The organism is Kocuria subflava, assembly GCF_012163155.1.
GTDB lineage: Bacteria > Actinomycetota > Actinomycetes > Actinomycetales > Micrococcaceae > Kocuria > Kocuria subflava.
Map to the genome: position 1 here is coordinate 50,986 of NZ_JAAVUN010000002.1, position 19,737 is coordinate 70,722.

General features: G+C 65.1%; 15 protein-coding genes. 9 read left to right on the top strand and 6 right to left on the bottom strand.

Annotation, left to right across the window (positions count from 1 at the left end; translation table 11 throughout):
• Positions 1-10: 10 nt before the first annotated feature.
• Complete coding sequence (locus tag GTW58_RS01770; RefSeq protein ID WP_119932442.1) at positions 11-721, bottom strand: hypothetical protein; 711 nt, start codon at positions 719-721, stop codon at positions 11-13.
• A gap of 123 nt (positions 722-844) precedes the next feature.
• Positions 845-2,416: a DUF349 domain-containing protein gene (locus GTW58_RS14490; RefSeq protein WP_232817967.1), complete on the bottom strand. Its 1,572-nt coding sequence runs from the start codon at positions 2,414-2,416 to the stop codon at positions 845-847.
• Between the two features lie 231 nt (positions 2,417-2,647).
• On the opposite strand from GTW58_RS14490, the gene hisS reads away from it, so the two are divergent.
• Positions 2,648-4,003, top strand: coding sequence for a histidine--tRNA ligase (gene hisS, locus GTW58_RS01780; protein ID WP_119932440.1), 1,356 nt, complete (start codon positions 2,648-2,650; stop codon positions 4,001-4,003).
• On the opposite strand, the gene GTW58_RS01785 is transcribed toward hisS, so the two are convergent.
• Entirely contained in the window at positions 3,984-5,342 is a 1,359-nt protein-coding gene (locus GTW58_RS01785) for an APC family permease (protein WP_232817966.1), read from the bottom strand. The genes hisS and GTW58_RS01785 overlap by 20 nt on opposite strands.
• A 197-nt stretch (positions 5,343-5,539) precedes the next feature.
• Between GTW58_RS01785 and aspS the strand changes: the two genes are divergently transcribed.
• Positions 5,540-7,312, top strand: a complete 1,773-nt coding sequence (gene aspS / locus GTW58_RS01790) for an aspartate--tRNA ligase (RefSeq protein ID WP_119932439.1) — start codon at positions 5,540-5,542, stop codon at positions 7,310-7,312.
• Positions 7,313-7,420: 108 nt separating this feature from the next.
• Here aspS and GTW58_RS01795 read toward each other — a convergent pair whose 3' ends face one another.
• Positions 7,421-8,074, bottom strand: coding sequence for a hypothetical protein (locus GTW58_RS01795; RefSeq protein ID WP_119932438.1), 654 nt, complete (start codon positions 8,072-8,074; stop codon positions 7,421-7,423).
• A gap of 85 nt (positions 8,075-8,159) precedes the next feature.
• Between GTW58_RS01795 and dtd the strand changes: the two genes are divergently transcribed.
• The 3 genes from dtd (at position 8,160) to GTW58_RS01810 (ending at position 12,043) form a co-directional block, all read left to right on the top strand.
• Positions 8,160-8,654: a D-aminoacyl-tRNA deacylase gene (gene dtd / locus GTW58_RS01800; protein ID WP_047692232.1), complete on the top strand. Its 495-nt coding sequence runs from the start codon at positions 8,160-8,162 to the stop codon at positions 8,652-8,654.
• A gap of 68 nt (positions 8,655-8,722) precedes the next feature.
• The gene (locus GTW58_RS01805) at positions 8,723-10,165 is read left to right on the top strand and encodes a replication-associated recombination protein A (protein WP_370448260.1); all 1,443 of its coding nucleotides are present in this window, start codon (positions 8,723-8,725) and stop codon (positions 10,163-10,165) included.
• A gap of 60 nt (positions 10,166-10,225) precedes the next feature.
• Complete coding sequence (locus tag GTW58_RS01810; RefSeq protein ID WP_119932437.1) at positions 10,226-12,043, top strand: glycerol-3-phosphate dehydrogenase/oxidase; 1,818 nt, start codon at positions 10,226-10,228, stop codon at positions 12,041-12,043.
• Positions 12,044-12,075: 32 nt separating this feature from the next.
• Here GTW58_RS01810 and GTW58_RS01815 read toward each other — a convergent pair whose 3' ends face one another.
• Positions 12,076-13,080 (bottom strand): sugar-binding transcriptional regulator, encoded by a 1,005-nt coding sequence (locus GTW58_RS01815; RefSeq protein ID WP_052209813.1) that lies wholly within the window; start codon positions 13,078-13,080, stop codon positions 12,076-12,078.
• A 158-nt stretch (positions 13,081-13,238) separates the two neighbouring features.
• Between GTW58_RS01815 and GTW58_RS01820 the strand changes: the two genes are divergently transcribed.
• The 3 genes from GTW58_RS01820 to glpK all read left to right on the top strand — a co-directional run bounded on the left by GTW58_RS01820 (position 13,239) and on the right by glpK (position 17,552).
• Positions 13,239-14,990, top strand: a complete 1,752-nt coding sequence (locus tag GTW58_RS01820; protein ID WP_370448258.1) for a glycerol-3-phosphate dehydrogenase/oxidase — start codon at positions 13,239-13,241, stop codon at positions 14,988-14,990.
• A gap of 146 nt (positions 14,991-15,136) precedes the next feature.
• Entirely contained in the window at positions 15,137-15,877 is a 741-nt protein-coding gene (locus GTW58_RS01825; RefSeq protein WP_081994339.1) for an MIP/aquaporin family protein, read from the top strand.
• Positions 15,878-15,959: 82 nt separating this feature from the next.
• Positions 15,960-17,552, top strand: coding sequence for a glycerol kinase GlpK (gene glpK / locus GTW58_RS01830; protein ID WP_119932435.1), 1,593 nt, complete (start codon positions 15,960-15,962; stop codon positions 17,550-17,552).
• 77 nt (positions 17,553-17,629) lie between these two features.
• On the opposite strand, the gene GTW58_RS01835 is transcribed toward glpK, so the two are convergent.
• Positions 17,630-18,595 carry a hypothetical protein gene (locus GTW58_RS01835; RefSeq protein ID WP_157980438.1) on the bottom strand — a complete coding sequence of 322 codons (966 nt, stop codon included), beginning with the start codon at positions 18,593-18,595 and terminating at the stop codon, positions 17,630-17,632.
• Between the two features lie 405 nt (positions 18,596-19,000).
• On the opposite strand from GTW58_RS01835, the gene rpsD reads away from it, so the two are divergent.
• Positions 19,001-19,654: a 30S ribosomal protein S4 gene (gene rpsD / locus GTW58_RS01840; protein WP_052209705.1), complete on the top strand. Its 654-nt coding sequence runs from the start codon at positions 19,001-19,003 to the stop codon at positions 19,652-19,654.
• Positions 19,655-19,737 lie beyond the last annotated feature (83 nt).

Consider the following 19,737-nt stretch of genomic DNA (forward strand, 5'->3'; position numbering starts at 1 on the left):
CCGGCTGCCCTCATGCGGGAACCGGCAAGCCCAACTGCCTGCACACCTTGCGGACCGTGATCACGCCTCTGGTGCGGTGTGGCAACCGGGAACGAGCGCGTAACAAGCCCACCACCTGCGCGCCGTCAACGCCCAGATGGGGTGCGGTCAACAGCAGCCGTAATGCCGCCAGCCCTGCGGGATCCTCCCAACAGGCCAGATCCGCGGCCGTGCGCAACGGTGTGGTCACGCAGCACCCGTGAAAGTGGTCAACGTCCTGGGGCTCGTAGAGCAGCTGACGCACGGTCCATCGCACCGCGGCACTGGGCGGTGCTGGGCGAGTGCTGCAGCGATTCTCCCGGTGCGTGACGAACTCCAGCACGGAGGGCGGGGTGGCGCAGGCATGGAACCAAGCGGCCGATCCCCGGTGCAGGATGGCGGACTCCCGGACCCTGCGTGGAACGCACACCGCCACCGCAGCGGCCTTGACCTGCCGCGTCTGGGCAGTGCCCACGGCCACATGGACCGGTCCCAGAACCGGCACCAGAGCTGAGTCTGTCACCAGGGCGGAGAGCTCTGCACCATTCACGACGGCGGTCGTAGTCTCCCAGCCCGGCGGTACCGTCCCGGCTCCGTGAGCCATCCACAGGGTTGGCTGCTGAACCGACGGTGCGCCGCGCAGAACAGCCGGTGTGGAATCAACCAGGCTCAGGCCCACGGGCCAACGGGATTCGACGGTCATGCCTCCATCCAAGCCAGTGGCCTGGACCAACGGGAAGGGGGTCGTCCATCCTGTGGATGAACGACCCCCGTCAGCCAGTGTGTTCAGCCCCGCCGGCTCAGCTCTCCAGCCGGCAGCCGCACGTCACAACCCGGCAGCACTGCGCTTGATCATGTCCCGCATGGCCTCAGCACTGCTCAGTTCCTTGCCCAGTTTCTTGGCTCGGGCGGAGTCGCCGGTGGATTCGGCCGCGGAGATCTGACCCTGCAGTTCCGCCACCTTCTCCTCGGCCTGAGTCAGCAGGCTGTTGGAGCGCACCTCGGACTCGGATGCCACCTTCTTGGCGCGGGTGCCGGAATCGGCGTCACGGACTGCTTCCTCCACGGCCTGCAACTCGTTTTCGATGCGCTTGAAGTGGGTACGCGGAACCTTGCCGATCTGATCCCAGCGGTCCTGGATGCCGGAGAGCTTCTTGCGGGCAGCACGGAGATCCGTGACGGGCAGAAGCTGCTTGGCCTCCTCCACCAGTTCCTGCTTGAGCTTGAGGTTCTCCTCGAACTCCTGCTCCACCTGGTCATTGGCGGACTTGCGGGCATCAAAGAACACGTCCTGGGCGGCACGGAACCGGACCCACAGGGCGTCGTCGTCACGGCGGGAGGCCCGCGGGGAAGACTTCCAACGGTCCATGAGGTCGCGGTACTTGCCGGCCGTCACGTTCCAGTCGGTGGAGCTCTGCAGGGCTTCAGCCTCCGCGATCAGCCTTTCCTTGACGCGCTTGGCCTCGGCGTTGTTCTCATCCAGCTTGGAGAAGTACGCGCGGCGGTGGCGGTCAAAGGTGGTGCGGGCGTTGCGGAAGCGCTTCCACAGGGATTCCTCGTCCTTGCGGGAGAGCCGGATTCCGGACTTCTGGTGCGCCTTCCAGGAATCGAAGAGCTCGGCCATGCGAGCAGAAGACTGCTTCCACTGGATCTTCTGCGGATCCTGTTCGGCGATCTGTTCGGCTTCCTTGACGATTGCGTCCCGCTGGGCAAAGTGTTCGGCCTTGGCAGCCTCCGTGGCGCGCTTGTGCTCGGCCTCGAGCTCTGCGATCCGCGGGCGCAGAGCTTCCAAACGGGCCTCCAGGGCCTTGACGTCGCCCACGAGCTTGCGTTCGGCCAGCTGAGCCATGACGTGATCCGCGTTGCGGTTCATGTCCGAGGACGCAGTCCCTGCCTCCACCCGCTGTTCCAGAACGTTGACCAAGGTGCGGGCGTCCTCGAACTTCTTGACAAAGTAGGCCAGTGCCTCATCCGCCGGGACCTCAGGTACCTGTCCGCACAGCACCCGCTCACCGTCCACCAGAACGTAGACGTGGCCGTCCTCGGTGACTTCACCGAAAGGGCGTGCTGCCTCGAGCTGTTCGGCCGACACGCCGTCGGCCGAACCGGCGCCGTGTGCTTCTGCCTTGGCGGGGGCACCGGTGGTGTGGTTGGACGCCTTGGAGGCAGCAGCGTCGGGACCGGGGACGGGACCCGGCGTGGCGGCTGTGTTGCCATCTGAGGAGTTGGCACCGGAGGCGGTCTCAGCTGAGGCGCTCTCAGGTGAAGCGCTGGCACTGGAGGCGGGGGCAGCGGGCTTGGGTACTGCGGGGGAGGGCTTGACGCCAGAGGGTTTGACGGCCGCGGGTGTGGGCACCTGGGGCTGGGTCTGGTCGTCGGATTCGAGACGTTCGGTCACCGCTGGAACTCTTTCACTCGTGCCGACCCGCGAACCCGGGGATCCGGGGGCGTTCGGCAGCTTGTCCTGGGGCCGCGGCGTAACCCGCGACACTGTACGAAACACCATGGTAGTCATGGGCGGGCCCGGTGCCGGACTCACGACGACGGAAACACCCGTCCGGGCGGTTGCTGCCCAGCCCATAAGATGGTCTGCGTCCCATTCCCCATCACCTCCCAGGAGTAACTCAGCATGGCTCCCAAGACCTCCCTGTCCGGCTTCCCCGAATGGCTGCCCGCAGAGCGCCTGGTGGAGCTGCACGTGCTGGACACCTTGCGGGAGACTTTTGAGTTGCACGGCTTCTCCTCCATTGAAACCCGCGCGGTGGAAACCGTGGATCAGCTGCTGCGCAAGGGGGAGATCGACAAAGAGGTGTACGGAATCTCCCGTCTGGCAGAGGACGAGGAAGCCGCCGCCGTGGCCAAGGAGGGCAAACTCGCCCTGCACTTTGACCTCACTGTGCCTTTTGCCCGGTACGTGGTGGACAACGCCGGGCACCTGAACTTCCCGTTCCGGCGTTACCAGATCCAGAAGGTGTGGCGTGGGGAGCGGCCGCAGGACGGCCGTGCGCGCGAGTTCACCCAGGCGGACATCGACGTCGTGGGTGACGGGACGTTGCCCTTCCGGTACGACGTTGAACTCGCGCTGGTCATGATCGATGCTCTCTCCAAGTTGCCGATCCCGGAGTTCAAGTTGCGGGTCAACAACCGCAAGCTGGCCGAAGGTTTTTACCGTGGCATCGGGCTCACCGACGCTCCTGCGGTGCTGCGCGAGATCGACAAGCTGGAGAAGTTCGGTGCGGACAAGGTTGCTGCCAACTTGCAACAGAACGTGGGCGCCACAGCAGAGCAGGCTCATGCCGCGCTGGAGTTGGCATCGATCCGCACGGAGGACGGCACCTTTGTGGAGCAGGTCCGGGCACTGGGTGTGGCTGACGAGCTGTTGGAGGAGGGCCTGAGCGAACTGGCCGAGGTCATGGCCGAGGGCGTGCGCCGGGCACCGGGGAAGATGGTGGCCGATCTGTCCATCGCCCGCGGCCTGGACTACTACACCGGCACGGTGTACGAGACGGTGCTGGTGGGGCACGAGAAGCTGGGCTCCATCTGCTCCGGTGGCCGCTACGAATCCCTGGCCACCTCAGGCAAGCGCACGTTCCCCGGGGTGGGGTTGTCTATCGGAGTCACCCGTTTGGTCTCCCGGATACTTGGGCAGAACCTGGCCCTGGCCTCCCGTGCGGTGCCCACGGCCGTGCTGATCTCCCTGGTGGACGAGGACTCCTGGTCCGATGCCCAGGACGTGGCCACGCAGTTGCGTGCCCGTGGCATCGCGTGCGAGGTCTCCGCCAGTGCAGCCAAGTTCGGCAAGCAGATCAAGTACGCGGACAAGCGCGGCATCCCGTTCGTCTGGTTCTCCTCGATCGAGGACGATGGCGTGGTCACCCACGAGGTCAAGGACATCCGCTCGGGCGAACAGGTCCCTGCGGACCCGAGTCTCTGGATGCCGCCGGCCGAGGACCTGTCCGTGTCCGTCAGTGCCTCGCAGGCCTGAGCGCCCGATACAGAGCGCGGCCCAGGATTCCGAGTGCCAGCACCACCACCATGGTGACCACGGAGGTCCAGGGCAATGAGAACGCCAGAGCCAAGCACCCCACCAGCCCCACAATGTTGACCACACGTGGTGCCCACCAGGGGCGATCACCCAGGGTCAGGGCCGAGAGATTTGCCAGGGCGTAGTAGACCAGCACGCCAAAGGACGAGAACCCGATCACGGTGTAGACGTCCGTGAGAAGCACCAAGGCGATCACCAGTACCGCCGTCGTGAGTTCGGAGACCCACGGCACGCCGCGGCCTGAGACTGCGGTGAGGGGGCTGGGCAGGTCACGGGAACGGGCCATGGCCAGGGAGGTCCTGGAGATTCCGGCGATCAAGGCCAGCAGGGCGCCCAGTGTGCCCAGGGCGGCGGCCACGGTCACGGCGGTGGCGGTCGCGGATGTGAGCCCGTGGGAAAGGCCGAGTGCGTGCACGGCGGTGAGCATGGGGGCATCCGAATCAGCCAGTGCAGCCGGTCCCACCACAGCCAGCAGCAGGGCACCCAACACCAGGTACAGCACCAAGGTGAGGCTCAGCGCCCCCAGGATTGCGCGTGGGATCGTGCGCTGCGGAGCGCGGACTTCCTCGCCCATAGTGGCGATCCTGGCGTAGCCGGCAAAGGCGAAGAACAGCAAGGCCGCCGCGGGGAACACGCCCCAGAGGGAACCAGGTTCGGGGCTGGTGGCCTGACCGGCGCCGTTTGATGGGTTGCCCACCACCACCGCCATGGCCACGCCCAAGGACAACAGAACGGTCAGAACACAGCCCACCAGCACCTTGGTGACGGTGGCTGTCCTGGTCACGCCCAGCAGATTGATCCCGGTCAACGTCAGGATTCCCACCACGGCAAACACCGTGGCCCACAGCGGAGTGTTCTGCGCGCCCGCAAGACCCAGGGCATCCAGCAAGCCCGCCACATCCAGCAACCCGGCTACATAGAGCCCGAACGTCATGGACATGGCCGCAGCCGAGGCGGTCTTGCCGGTGACAAAACTCCACCCGGCCACGAACCCGGGCCACGCTCCCAACCGCTGGTTGGCGTAGACGTACGTGCCGCCGGAACTGGGGTACCGCGCTGCCAACTGTGCAGTGGACGTGGCATTGCACCAGGCCACCACGGCGGCCAAGACCACGGCGGCCAGCAGCCACGAGCCTGCGTGGGCGGCAGCCGGGGCAAAAGCCACAAAAACACCTGCCCCCACCATGGAACCCACCCCGATCACGGTGGCATCCGTGAGACCCAGGCGGCGTTGGAGCTCGCTCGGACGGGTAGCGGGGGACTGTGAGGAAGACGGCACGATGCTCCTGGCGGATCGGCTGCTGAAGAGAACAAGCCCAAGTCTGGATCTGTAGACTCGGGCATAGAAAAACCTACGGGTGGCCGGTGAACCCACGGTGAACGAAACCCCGGGCGCTTGACGGCGAGCCGCGGGCGTCGTCGAACTGGCGCGTGATCACTGCCCCCGAACCCTCCACGGACGTAAGGAACTCATCAGTGCTGCGCACACACAGCCTTGGCGAACTCAACGCCGAGCTCATTGGTCAAACGGTCACCCTGGCAGGTTGGGTGGGGCGTCGTCGTGACCACGGCGGAGTGGCCTTCCTGGACCTGCGTGACGCCTCCGGTGTGGCCCAGGTGGTGGTGCGCAACGAAGAAGACTTTGACCACCTGCGCAACGAGTACGTCCTGCAGGTCACAGGTTTGGTGGAACGGCGCCCCGAGGGCAACGAGAACCCCAACCTGGCCTCCGGCGAGGTGGAGATCATGGCCGAAGAGGTCAAGGTCCTGAACACCGCAGCCCCCTTGCCGTTCCAGATCGACGAGCACGTTGAGGTGGGTGAGGAAGCGCGCCTGAAGTACCGCTACCTGGACCTGCGCCGCCCCGAGCCTGCGCGCATCATGCGCCTGCGTTCCGAGGTCAACCGGGTGGCCCGGAACCTGTTGCACGACCGTGGTTACCTGGAGGTGGAAACCCCCACGCTGACCCGTTCCACCCCGGAAGGTGCCCGCGACTTCCTGGTGCCGGCTCGCCTGGCCCCGGGTTCCTGGTACGCGCTGCCGCAGTCCCCGCAGCTTTTCAAGCAGTTGCTGCAGGTGGGCGGGTTGGAGAAGTACTTCCAGATCGCCCGGTGCTACCGGGACGAGGACTTCCGCGCCGATCGTCAGCCCGAGTTCACCCAACTGGACATCGAGGCCTCCTTCGTGGAGGAGGACGACATCATTGAGCTCGGTGAGGCTCTGGTGCGTGAACTGTGGCAGCTGATCGACGTCCAGATCCCCACCCCCATTCCCCGGATGACCCACGCCGAGGCCATGGAGAAGTACGGTTCGGACAAGCCGGACCTGCGATTCGGCCTGGAACTGACTGATCTGACCGAGTACTTCAAGGACACCCCGTTCCGCGTGTTCCAGGCCCCGTACGTGGGTGCCGTGGTCATGCCCGGTGGTGCCTCCCAGCCGCGCCGCGCCCTGGATGCCTGGCAGGAGTGGGCCAAGCAGCGTGGCGCCAAGGGCCTGGCCCACATCCTGCTCAAGGATGACGGCGAGATCACCGGCCCGGTGGCCAAGAACATCACCGATGACGAAAAGGCCGGCCTGGCCGCTGCCACGGGTGCCAAGCCCGGGGACTGCATCTTCTTTGCCGCTGGTGAGATCAAGCCTTCCCGCGCCCTGCTGGGGGCTGCACGTGTGGAGATCGGCCACCGCACCGGTCTGATCAACGACGGCGACTGGGCATTCGTGTGGGTGGTGGACGCACCCATGTTCGAACCCGCCTCCGATGCCGTTGCCTCCGGCGACGTTGCCGTGGGATCCGGTGCCTGGACGGCCGTGCACCACGCCTTCACCTCACCCAAGCCGGAATACTTGGACACCTTTGACACCAACCCCGGCATGGCACTGGCCTACGCCTACGACATCGTGTGCAACGGCGTGGAACTGGGCGGTGGCTCCATCCGTATCCACCAGCGCGAGATCCAGGACCGGGTGTTCAAGGTCATGGGCCTGTCCGAGGAAGAGGCCCAGGAGAAGTTCGGGTTCCTGCTGGATGCCTTCGCCTTTGGCGCCCCGCCCCACGGCGGCATCGCCCTGGGCTGGGACCGCACCGTGGCCATGCTGGCCGGAACGGAGTCCATCCGAGAGGTCATTGCCTTCCCCAAGACCGGTGGCGGCTTTGATCCCCTGACGGCAGCTCCGGCGCCCATCACCGCGCAGCAGCGCAAGGAAGCAGGAGTGGACGCCAAGCCGTCCGAACCCAAGGAGAACTGAGCTGGACGACGGCGGGCGGGCAACGTCGTCGTTGAAAGGCCGAGATCATGCGTTGCTGCACTTCCGGGCACGGAAAGTGCAGCAACGCATGACCTTGACACTGAGTGACTAGATCGACCAGTTCCACATGAGGCCGTAGAAGCCTCCGATCAACACACCCATCCAGATCCCCACCACGGTCTGCCAGTAGGTGTGATCCCCGGTGCGTAGACGGGACCAGGCCACGGCCACGGGAACCATCCAGGTGAGGAACACCAGCCACCCCCCTGCTAGGACGGGGACGGCCACGGCAAAGGTGGCGGCCATGGCGGTGTGGGCTGAGACCTTCCACGCCAAGGTGATGACCATCAGCGTGGTCACTCCCAGCAGCAGGAACATGGCGGTCAGTGTCACGGACATGGGTATGCCCAACGCCGGTCCCAGCAACAGTTGTGCTGCCAGCACGGCGACGATCAACACGCACACGCCGCCGTAAACCGGGAACCTGTGCTCGCGGCGTCTGACGTAGCGCGAATCAACCACACCGCGGCGCGACAGTGCGATCAGAACAGCCATGGGCAGTCCCAACAGCACCACGGCAGTTGCCGCCGCCCACCAGAAACCCCACCACCCGCTGTCCACGGTCCCTGCAATCAGCAGCACGGCGCTGGCCAAGATGGAGGGCGAGAGCATGGCTGCAATGGCGCGAGCCGCCCGGTTCTCACCGGGAGCGGTGGCGGCAGAGTGCTTGCCGTTGGTGCGCTGCAGTGGTGTGGTGGTCATGGAAAGATCGTAGAGGCATGGATGGTCTGACCAGCACAGTCCTTGAAGGTCTGAGCATGACGGCACGCAATGATGAAATGGGCTCATGCGAGTTCTTCTGCAACGAGCCAGTGCTGCCACCGTCACCGTGACCGACCCCGACGGCACCCAGCGGGTCACCGGCCGTCTCACCGCCCCCGGGCTGGTGGCTCTGGTGGGTGTCACCCACGACGACGACGCCTCCGTGGCTCACCTGATGGCCGACAAAACTGCAGGTCTGCGGATCCTCAGTGGAGTTGATGCCCAGGGTCGGGATCAGGCAGAGGCATCGTGCCTGGATCTGGGGGCGCCGGTGCTTGTGGTCAGCCAGTTCACGTTGTATGCAGACTGCCGGCGAGGGCGGCGCCCCTCCTGGAGCAATGCCGCACCGGGGCCGGTTTCCGAGCCCCTGGTGGAGGCCTACGTCCAGGCGCTGCAGGATCTGGGCGTGCACGTGGAGACCGGAGAATTCGGGGCGCAGATGGCCGTGTCACTGACCAACGACGGTCCCGTGACCATCCTTCTGGATTCCGAGGAACTGAAAAAACCGCGCCGCGGCTGAAGTCACCTGTGGGTCCAGCCTGGCCTGAGAGAACATGTGCTGTCTGAGGCAGCCGATAACCTGAGCCTGTGAGTAGTTCCCTTTTTGATCTCTCACCGCAGCAGGATCCCTCCGACGGCGGTGACCATGAATCCGGTGGCACTCAACCCGCCACCGGTGCTGCACGTGTGACCACGCCACGGCGGGCCACGGCCCCGTTGGCGGTGCGCATGCGCCCCCGCAGTCTGGATGAGGTGGTGGGGCAGAAGCACCTGCTCAAGCCCGGATCCCCGCTGCACGTTCTGGCAGGGGCTGACCGCGGGCCGGCCGGTCCCAGCTCCATCATGCTGTGGGGTCCACCGGGCACCGGCAAGACCACCATTGCGCACGTGATTGCACGGGGGTCCCACCGCAAGTTCGTGGAACTGTCCGCCATCACCGCCGGAGTCAAGGACGTCCGCGCGGTCATGGATCAGGCGCTCACGGATCGGGATCTGCACGGGCGGACCACCGTGTTGTTCCTCGATGAAATCCACCGATTCACCAAGGCCCAGCAGGATGCGCTGCTGCCCGGGGTGGAGAACCGATGGGTGGTTCTGGTGGCAGCCACCACGGAGAATCCGTCGTTCTCAGTGATCGCGCCGTTGCTCTCCCGTTCCCTGTTGCTCACGCTGAAGTCCTTGGAGCCGGAGGACATCGGGGAACTGGTGGATCGCGCCGTCCTCGATCCCCGGGGACTCAACGGTGAAGTGCATCTGGACCCCAAAGCGAGGGCTCACCTGCTGGAACTGTGCGGTGGCGATGCCCGTAAGGCCTTGACGGGGCTGGAGGCGGCGGCCGCAGTCGCCCTCTCCGAGCGTTCGGATGCCGCCGATGGTTCCGGGACACCGCCGGTGATCACGGTGGAGCACACCACGGAGGCCATGGACCGCGCGGTGCTGCGTTATGACCGCGACGGCGACCAGCATTACGACGTCATCTCCGCATTCATCAAGTCCATTCGCGGTTCCGATGTGGATGCCGCTCTGCACTATCTGGCACGGATGATCGAGGCCGGGGAGGATCCCAGGTTCATTGCCCGCCGCCTGATCATTTCTGCCACGGAGGACATCGGCACCGCTGATCCCACCGCTCTGCACACCGCAGTGGCGGCAGCCCAGGCGGTACAGATGATCGGCATGCCGGAAGGGCGGATCCCCTTGGCACAGGCCACCACCTTGCTGGCCACCGCGCCCAAATCCAATGCCTCGTACATGGCCATCGACCGCGCCATTGCCGATGTGCGATCCGGCAAGGCCGGGCCGGTGCCACTGCACCTGCGCGACGCCCACTACAAAGGGGCGGAAAAGCTGGGGCACGGCAAGGGCTACGTCTATGCCCATGACGCCACCAATGCGGTGGCACCCCAGCAGTACGCACCGGATGAACTGGTGGGTGTGGACTACTACCGTCCCACCGCCTACGGGCATGACCGGGAATTGGCGGCGCGGGTGGAGAAGCTGCGCCAGATCGTCCGCGGCGAACGCCCGTGACCGTGGCACAACTCAACCGGTAGCGTCACATGGTAAGTGCGCTGACCTGAAAGGACCGTCATGTCCCACCACCAGAACCGCCTTCACCGAACAGCCATGAACTCCCAGACCCGTGAGCAGGCACTCACGCAGATGGAACATGGTGAGCAGTTGGACGTCCTGGTGGTGGGTGGTGGCATCACGGGTGCCGGCATTGCCCTGGATGCAGCCACCCGCGGACTGCGCACAGCCGTGGTGGATGGTCAGGACTGGGCTGGGGCAACCTCGCGCTGGTCATCCAAACTGGTCCACGGCGGATTGCGTTACCTGCAGCAGCTGGATGTGAAGCTGGTTGCCGAAGCTCTGGGGGAGCGCGAGCGCCTGCTGTTCAACCTGGCCCCCCACCTGGTCCGGGCGGTGCCCTTCCTGTACCCGCTGAGCAAAAAATGGGAGCGGCCCTACGTGGGAACGGGCATCGGGCTGTACGACACCCTGGCGCAATGGGGCTCCAAGGTCTCCTCCCTGCCGCGCCGTGAACATCTCACGGTGGAGGAGATCAACAATGAGTTCCCGGATCTGCGCGACGACGCTTCCGTGGGTGCCTTCAAGTACTGGGACGCTCGGGTGGACGACGCCCGGTTGGTGTTGACCATCTTGCGGACCGCCGTGGGCCAAGGCGCTTTGGCTGCCAACCGCACAGAAGTGGTGGAACTGCTCACGGAAGAAGACGAGTTCCAAGACGGTCGCGTGGTGGTCGGCGCCGTGTTGGAGGACAAGGAAACTGGGCGCCGGTTCCCGGTCAGGGCCAAGCACGTCATCTCCGCAACCGGTGTGTGGACCGAGCATCTTCAGGATCTGGCTGGTGCTGAAGCCGGACTGCAGGTGTTGGCCTCCAAGGGGGTTCACATTGTGGTGCCGCGGGAACGCATCAACGGTGAGGTGGGCCTGATCCTGCAGACAGAGAAGTCCGTGTTGTTCGTGATCCCGTGGGAGCATCACTGGATCATCGGGACCACGGACACCCCGTACCAGCAGAGCCCGGAAACCCCGGTGGCCTCCGGTGCGGACATCGACTACGTCTTGGATCACGCCAACCAGGTTCTGGAGGATCCGCTCACCCGCCAGGACGTGATCGGTGTGTATGCCGGGTTGCGGCCCTTGTTGCAGCCGGTGGCCAAGGACGAATCAGCGGGGTCGGAGGCGGTTTCCACCAAGGTCTCCCGTGAGCACACGGTCATGGAACCTGTGCCCGGGCTGATCTCCATTGCCGGCGGCAAGTTGACCACCTACCGCGTCATGGCAGAGGACGCCGTGGACCTTGCCCTGGGGGATTCTGCCTCGCAGCGTCCCTCCGTCACGGACCGCGTGTTGTTGCATGGTGCTGACGGTTGGGTGGGTGTGGCCGCTCGCATGGACGCCATCCACCAGGAGATTCAGGAGGTGGCCGGCGATCAGTGGACACGCCAACACACGGAGGACCTGTTGCACCGTTACGGCAGCGCCTATGACGAGGTGCTGGCCATCATGGAGGAAGATCCGGCCACAGCCCAGCCCCTGCCGCACGCTCAGCAGCACGTGCGCGCTGAGATCATTCACGCCTGCCGCTACGAATCCCCGCTGCACCTGGAAGACCTGATGGACACCCGGACCCGGTTGACCTACGCGGCACCGCGCCACGGGTTGGATGCCGCGGAGGAAATCGCACAGATCGCGGCAGCCGAACTCGGATGGACGCGGGAGAAGATGACCGACGAACTGGCCGCCTACACGGCTCGCAGTGAGGCGGAGGACCGTGCAGCCCAGACCCATGACGACGCCGCAGCAGCCACAGCCCGTGATGCTGCCGGTTCCGTGGTGAACGGTTTGGGTGGACCTGATAGGACCCGCGCTCAGGCGTGATGTACCCGTGAGATGAGCCGGGGGCGTCGTCGTCAGTCGAGCTGATGGGTGGTGGCAGCAGCAGCCGTTGGCCTGGCCGGTGTCTGGGTCTCCAGGTGGGCCAGAACCTGCGTGGCGGTGCGGTCATCAATCACCAGGTCCGTGACGGCTCCTGAGCGCAGTGCACCCAGGATGCCCCGGACCTTGTGGCGCCCGGAGGCCACGCACAGGCGGCGGGGGATTCGGGCCAGTTCGGACGGTGTGGGGCCGGAAGCGCGGCGATTCAGATCGATGTCCGCGTACGTTCCGTCCTCACGGATGAAGACCGTGCACATGTCTCCCACCACGTTGTTCTCGTGCAAACTGCGCAAGGTCGCGGGGCTCAAATGACCTTCCGAGTACACCTGGGAGAGCACCGGGCCCTGGAAGGCACCCACGCTGAACACGGCCAGATCAGCCGCTGAGCGCACTGCCAGGATGCGACGCACGGAGGACTCCTGCCAGAGCAACGTCCGCGTTTGTTCCAGGTCAAAGAAAGCCGGTGTGGGGAAGGCGTACAGCTCCGCGTTGAAGGCGCGAGCCATGGTGGAGAGCACCGGACTGGAGGCGCCCACACCGGTGGAATGGGGGCCGGCGGCACCGTTGAGTTGCACCACCGTGACGTCCCGAACGGTGGAGGGCTGCAGGTGGGAGGCCACCTGGGAGGTGGTGGTGCCCCAGGCCACCCCCAAGGTGCTGCCGTCCGTGACCCACTCACCCACAAGGTGGGCTGCATAGCGGGAGACTGCTTCCAGTCGCTGAGCCGCGGGGGCGGTCCGTGCCGTGCCTGCCACGTGGATGCGGATCCCGAACAGGTCATGCATGCGACGGCTCAGCAAGTCTGATGGGCTGCTGGGCATCCGCAGGGACACGGTCACGATGCCGCGTTCCTTGGCCAGTGCCAGCATCCGCGACACGGTTGACCTGGAGACCTGGAAACGGTCGGCAACGGCTCCCATGGTCATGCCCTGCACAAAGTAGAGCTCGGAGACTTGGTAGAGCAATGAATCGTCGTGCACGCTGAATCCTCCCGTCTGCACGTATGTGCAATTCGTTTGAGCATACGTGCACAGCCGGGGCACAGTTGGGCGCAGACCATGCGGCGCAGCTCACATCCGGACCGGCGCAGCACACTCTTAACTGTCACAGCACACACCGACTGATTGAGGCGACATCCGTGCGAACAACCGTCATGACCCCGCTCTCCCGCCAAGCAGCCTTGGATGCCATGGCGGCCACAGGGGAGGCAGGAACCGCTGAGGGCAAGGAGCTGGACATCCTGGTGATCGGAGGCGGGGTCACCGGTGCCGGGATCGCCTTGGATGCGGCCACTCGTGGGCTTCGTGTGGGAATCGTGGAGGCTCAGGACTGGGCCGGTGGCACCTCCCGGTGGTCCTCAAAACTGGTGCACGGCGGCCTGCGGTATCTGCAGCAGCTGGATTTCAAACTGGTGGCGGAGGCGCTCAGTGAGCGCGAACGCCTGCTCTACACGCTGGCCCCACATCTGGTGAAGCCCGTGCCCTTCCTGTACCCGATCACTCGCCGCTTCTGGGAGCGGCCGTACGTGACAGCGGGCATCGGCCTCTACGACACTTTGGCGCATCTGGGCTCCAAGGTGGCTTCCATGCCTTTCCATCGCCACCTCACGAACCGTGGCGTGCGCCGAGCCTTTCCCAGCATCAAACCAGGCACCATGGTGGGTGCCGTCAAGTACTGGGACGGCAAGGTGGATGATGCCCGCCTGGTCCTCACACTGGTCCGCACGGCAGTGGGTTACGGCGCACTGGCAGCCTCCCGGACCAAGGTCACCGGACTGCTCAAGAACGACGACGGTACGGTGACCGGGGCTCATGTGCGGGATCTGGAATCAAGTAGTGAGTTCACCATCCGGGCGCGCAAGGTCATCACGGCCACGGGCGTGTGGACCGAAGAGACTCAGGACCTGGCTGACACCGATGGAGGACTGAAGGTCCTGGCCTCCAAGGGCATCCACATTGTGGTGCCGCGTGAGCGCATCCAGGGGGAGGTAGGGCTGATCCTGCAAACGGAGAAGTCCGTGCTGTTCGTGATCCCGTGGGAGCACTACTGGTTGATCGGTACCACGGACACCGCCTACCACCAGGACATCTCCGCACCCGTGGCCACCGGTGCGGACATCGACTACGTGATTGAGCACGCCAATGTGGTGCTGGACGATCCACTGACCCGGGACGATGTGATTGGTACGTTTGCCGGTCTGCGGCCCTTGCTGCAACCAGGTGTCAAGGACGGCACGGAGACTGCCTCCACCCAGGTCTCGCGTGAGCACACCGTGGCGGAGGTGACGCCGGGACTGATCTCCATTGCCGGCGGCAAGTTGACCACCTACCGGGTCATGGCGGAAGACGCCGTCGACTTCGCCCTGGGGGAGCAGCGTGCCAAGGAGCTGCCGTCCGTGACGGACCGGACGTTGCTGCACGGGGCTGACGGCTACCTGCCTTTGACTCGCCAGGTGGATCGTCTGGCGGCCGAGCACGGCTGGGAGACCGCCGTGGTGGAGCACCTGCTCAACCGTTACGGTTCGGGCATCGCGGAGATCGAAGCTCTGGTGGAGGAGCAGCCGGATCTGGCACAGCCCCTGGGTGGTGCGCCCACCTATGTGCGGGCCGAGATCGTTCAGGCAGCACGCAACGAAGGTGCTTTGCACCTGGAAGACGTCTTTGAGACACGCACGCGGATGACCTACGACCAGCCTGACCACGGCCTCGCCGTCGTTGAGGAAGTGGGAGATCTGCTGGCCGCTGAGCTGGGATGGGATCCCGAGCGGCGTGCCGCTGAGGTCGATGCCTACAAGGCCCGATGCGCAGCGGAGGATGCCGCAGCAAGAACCACGGACGATCCTGCCGCCGCTGCGGCCCGTGCTGCGGTACCGTCCCTCCAAACACTGTGATCCAGGGCACACCCATTTGGATGTGGGCCACTCCGGTGAAGATGAATCCACTGCAGGTTTGAAACCGTCCGCTGAGACAAAGGAGTCACACGATGAACGCTGTGTCCGCGCTGCTGCCCATGGAGGCAGCGGCCGAAGTGGTGCCCCTGAGCACCGTGTTCTGGTCAGAGGTGCTGGGCACCGGCATGCTCACTCTGCTGGGTGTGGGCGTGGTGGCCAACCACCTGCTGGGCAAGACCAAAGGCAACGGCGGCGGCTGGCTGCTGATCAACTTCGGCTGGGGTCTGGCCGTGTTTGCCGGTGTGTACGTGGCCTGGCAGTCCGGTGCCCACCTGAACCCGGCGGTGACCGTGGGCATCTGGGCCTCCGGCGGGGAGGAGTACGCCCCCGGAGTCGCCGTGTCGCTGGCCTCCACGCTGGTTTACCTGGCCGCTGAACTGCTGGGTGCCTTCCTGGGTGCGGTGCTGTGCTGGATCGCCTACAAGCAGCACTACGACGAGCAACTGGACCCCGCTGCCAAGCTGGGCACCTTTGCCACCGGCCCGGAGATCCGCTCCTACCCCTGGAACGTGGTCACAGAAGCCATTGCCACGTTCGTGTTGGTGTTCGTGATCCTCATGTTCGGCGGCACCCCCTCCGGTCTGGGCCCCATGGCCGTGGCCCTGCTGGTGGTCGGTATCGGCGCCAGCTTGGGCGGGCCCACCGGTTACGCCATCAACCCGGCCCGTGACCTGGGCCCCCGAATTGCACACGCCGTCTTGCCCATCCGCGGCAAGGGCGGAAGCGACTGGGGTTACGCCTGGGTTCCCGTTGTGGGCCCCATCCTGGGCGCCCTGATCGCCGGTGGCATCTTCCAGCTGTTCCCCGCCACCAATTTCCCGGCCTGAGCCTGGCGCCAGGCTGCTGCACAGCCCTGGCGCTGACCACACCCACAACCGACCCACCACAACGATGTGAGGAGTCCATACCATGACCACCGAATCCACACTCGAGAACACCGAAACAACCACGGAAACCAACCTGGAGAACAAGGCCGAGTCCTCCAGCAAGGCCCAGTACGTGATGGCCATTGACCAGGGCACCACCAGCTCACGGGCCATCATCTTCAACCACTCCGGTGAAATCGTGAGCACCGGCCAGTTGGAACACGAGCAGATCTTCCCCAAGGCCGGCTGGGTGGAGCACGACGCCCAAGAGATCTGGCGCAACGTCCGCAAGGTCGTGGCGGACTCCTTGGCCGTGGCCGAACTGACGGCCTCGGACATCGCCGCCGTCGGAATCACCAACCAGCGCGAAACCGCTGTGGTGTGGGACAAGACCACGGGTGAGCCCGTTTACAACGCCATCGTGTGGCAGGACACCCGGACCGCCAAGCTGGCAGAGCAGCTGGGCGGAGAGGAAGGCGCGGACAAGTACAAGGACCGCGTGGGCCTGCCCTTGGCCAGCTACTTCTCCGGCCCCAAGATCTCCTGGATCCTGGACAACGTGGACGGTGCACGCCAGAAGGCGGAGGCCGGTGACCTTCTGTTCGGCAACACCGACTCCTGGTTGGTCTGGAACATGACCGGCGGCACCAACGGCGGCGTGCACGTCACAGACGTCACCAACGCCTCCCGCACCATGCTCATGAACCTGGAGACCCTGGACTGGAACCAGGAGATCGCCCAGGACATGGGCGTTCCCCTGTCCATGCTGCCGGAGATCAAGTCCTCATCAGAGGTCTACGGTCATGGTCGCCAGACCGGGTTCCTGAAGGATGTTCCGATTGCCGGAATCCTGGGGGACCAGCAGGCCGCCATGTTCGGCCAGGCCTGCTTTGAGCCCGGTATGGGCAAGAACACCTACGGCACCGGTTCATTCGTGCTCATGAACGTGGGCACTGAGGTGGTCCACTCCGAACACGGACTGCTCTCCACGGTCTGCTACAAGCTGGGGGACCAGGATCCGGTGTACGCCCTGGAAGGCTCCATTGCCGTGACCGGTTCGTTGATCCAGTGGCTGCGGGACAACCTGGGATTGTTCTCGGACGCCTCCCAGGTGCAAGCACTCGCGGAGAAGGTCGACGACAACGGCGGGGCCTACTTTGTCCCGGCCTTCTCTGGCCTGTTCGCCCCCTACTGGCGCGACGACGCCCGTGGTGCCCTGGTGGGTCTGACGCGGTACGTCAACAAGTCCCACATCGCCCGCGCCGCCCTGGAGGCCACGGCCTACCAGTCCCGTGAAGTCATCGAGGCCATGAACAAGGACTCGGACGTGGACATGCAGGAACTCAAGGTGGACGGGGGCATGACGGCCAACGAACTGCTCATGCAGTTCCAGGCCGATCAGCTGGACATCCCGGTGATCCGGCCCAAGGTCACGGAAACCACGGCACTTGGCGCCGCCTACGCTGCTGGCATTGCCGTTGGCTTCTGGAAGGGCACGGAGGACGTGGCCAACAACTGGGCAGAGGACAAGCGCTGGGAGCCGCAGGAAGATCCTGAGACCACAGCCAAGTTCTTCCGCAACTGGCAGAAGGCCGTGACCAAGACCTTCGACTGGGTGGACGAGGACGTCGACTGACCGACCCCCCCTTCGCCGAGACCGAGGTTTCTGCCCGCCTGCAACCCCTGTGGCGGGCAGAAATCTCGGTCTTGGCGTCAGTGCAGGTCTCTTAGCCACCTCCGCAAGGCCATCAAGCGCTGGCGCGATTGCAGATCGTCCATGACGACCACTCGAACGTCCCACCCGTCGTCGCGAAGTTCATTCAGACGTCCGGCCTCATCGCGATACTGCCGCCAGTTGAGGTGGTGAACTTTCCCGTTGTACTCAAGAGCTTTGCGGCGCTGCTTCCACGCCAGGTCCAGGTACACCTTGCGTCCGGATGACAGCACCACTGGCAAGTTGTGGGCCGGTGGTGGGGCACCCAACTCAATGACCACCAGGCGCAGGACCGTCTCCATGGGAGACCACACATTGGGAGCGGCTTGATTCAACGCTTGGAACAGGAGTGCTTTCCCTCGGGTACCGGGGGCAATGCCATGCAGTTGCGCCATCAGATCTCCCGGCTGAAGCTGGAGGGGCTGCCCCGCTTCGTCAACAGCTCGAGCGAGCACGTTGTCCGCAGCCACGACCGCGCGCCACCCACGTTGCCACTTCTGGAGGGCGAGCAGAGTGGGCAATGCTGCGGTGACCTGGCTGCCCCAAGGTCCTGATTGCAGGGTGTGATGGGCAGCCAACTTACGCACCACGACGTCGTTGCCACGCCACAGCTTGTGCCCGTTCGGGACAACGATCTCCGGTGCAGGGTTCCAAGGAGTCCAGGTGCGGGCCTGACCCAGAACGCCATCCACCCAGTTCATGCCCCACATGAGAGGAATCTGCAGTGCCGCTGCCGCGCAGAGTCCGGAGACGGCTGCGTGGGGCACAGCTGAGGCGATCAGTGCACTGACCTCCCACGGCTGCAGGTCTGTCGGTGCGATGATGCCGTCCCATTGCGCCCACAGCCCGTGGGTCAGCGCCACCATGGAGGGGTCACGTTGCAGAGACCGGGTGCGGCGACCCCAACGCGCGGTGGTGTCGATCTGCGGGATGGGAAATCGCTGGGGCAGCGGTTCGAGGTACATGGTGGGCACGCTATGTGCGGCCGATTCCGCCCGTGCAGGTTGTCCACAGCCCGGAGGGAATACACCAGGTGGTCAGGACAACTTCTCCGCCTGTGGAGGACCTCTTCCTTCCGCTGAGACCGAGGTTTCTGCCCGCCTGCAACCCCTGTGGCGGGCCGAAACCTCGGTTTCGTCGGGGGCTGGTACAGTTGTGCGGTCGGCCGGCAAGGTGCCGCTTTGTTCTGCCCTCATGCCTCAACCACACGACGGGTCGGCCACCGAAAGCGAGCACCTGTAGCTCTGCGGGATTGCGGCTGATCCCCACCTCTCCACATGGACCGATCCATGCCTGGAGGCCGGACCGAACAGATCACGACGTCCGTCGTCGAACCTGCACCAGCAGGACGCGGCAGCGGGCGCCACCGCATGAAAGGTGACACATCAGTGTCTGACAACGCATTGCGTGCGCGCCGCCAGGTGCGCAAGTCCCGTGCCCTCGGAATCGCCCTGACGCCGAAGGCTGAGAAGTACTTTGAGCGCCGTCCGTACGGCCCCGGTGAGCACGGCCGTGCCCGCCGCAAGGCAGATTCGGACTACAAGGTTCGTCTGCTGGAGAAGCAGCGCCTGCGCGCCCAGTACAACATCCGCGAGAAGCAGATGCACCGTGCCTACGTCGAGGCCAAGCGCCGCGAGGGCCAGACCGGTGAGAACCTGATCCAGCTGCTGGAATCCCGCCTGGACGCCTTGGTCCTGCGCGCCGGTTTCGCCCGCACCATGGCTCAGGCCCGCCAGATGGTGGTGCACCGTCACATCCTGGTCGACGGCCAGCGTGTTGACCGCCCCTCCTTCCTGGTCAAGCCCGGTCAGATGATCCACGTGCACGAAAAGTCCGAGAAGATGGTCCCGTTCCAGGTTGCCGCCACCGGCGCCCACCAGGACGTGCTGCCCAAGACCCCGGCTTACCTGAACGTTGAGATCGACAAGCTGCAGGCCACCTACACGCGTCACCCCGAGCGCTCCGAGGTCCCCGTGACCTGTGAAGAGCAGCTCGTGGTCGAGTACTACGCTCGTATGGCCTGATCTGCAAAGTTCGACCTGATCTGCAACAACGACGACGACCGCGGCCCTCGCCACCGTTGACGCAAGAACCACCCCCGCACCAA

Coding starts and splice junctions, on each gene's coding strand:
- dtd (WP_047692232.1), top strand. CDS start 8,160: ATGCGAGTTCTTCTGCAACGAGCCAGTGCTGCCACCGTCACCGTGACC.
- GTW58_RS01795 (WP_119932438.1), bottom strand. CDS start 8,074: ATGACCACCACACCACTGCAGCGCACCAACGGCAAGCACTCTGCCGCC.
- GTW58_RS01810 (WP_119932437.1), top strand. CDS start 10,226: ATGTCCCACCACCAGAACCGCCTTCACCGAACAGCCATGAACTCCCAG.
- GTW58_RS01835 (WP_157980438.1), bottom strand. CDS start 18,595: ATGTACCTCGAACCGCTGCCCCAGCGATTTCCCATCCCGCAGATCGAC.
- GTW58_RS01770 (WP_119932442.1), bottom strand. CDS start 721: ATGACCGTCGAATCCCGTTGGCCCGTGGGCCTGAGCCTGGTTGATTCC.
- hisS (WP_119932440.1), top strand. CDS start 2,648: ATGGCTCCCAAGACCTCCCTGTCCGGCTTCCCCGAATGGCTGCCCGCA.
- rpsD (WP_052209705.1), top strand. CDS start 19,001: ATGAAAGGTGACACATCAGTGTCTGACAACGCATTGCGTGCGCGCCGC.
- glpK (WP_119932435.1), top strand. CDS start 15,960: ATGACCACCGAATCCACACTCGAGAACACCGAAACAACCACGGAAACC.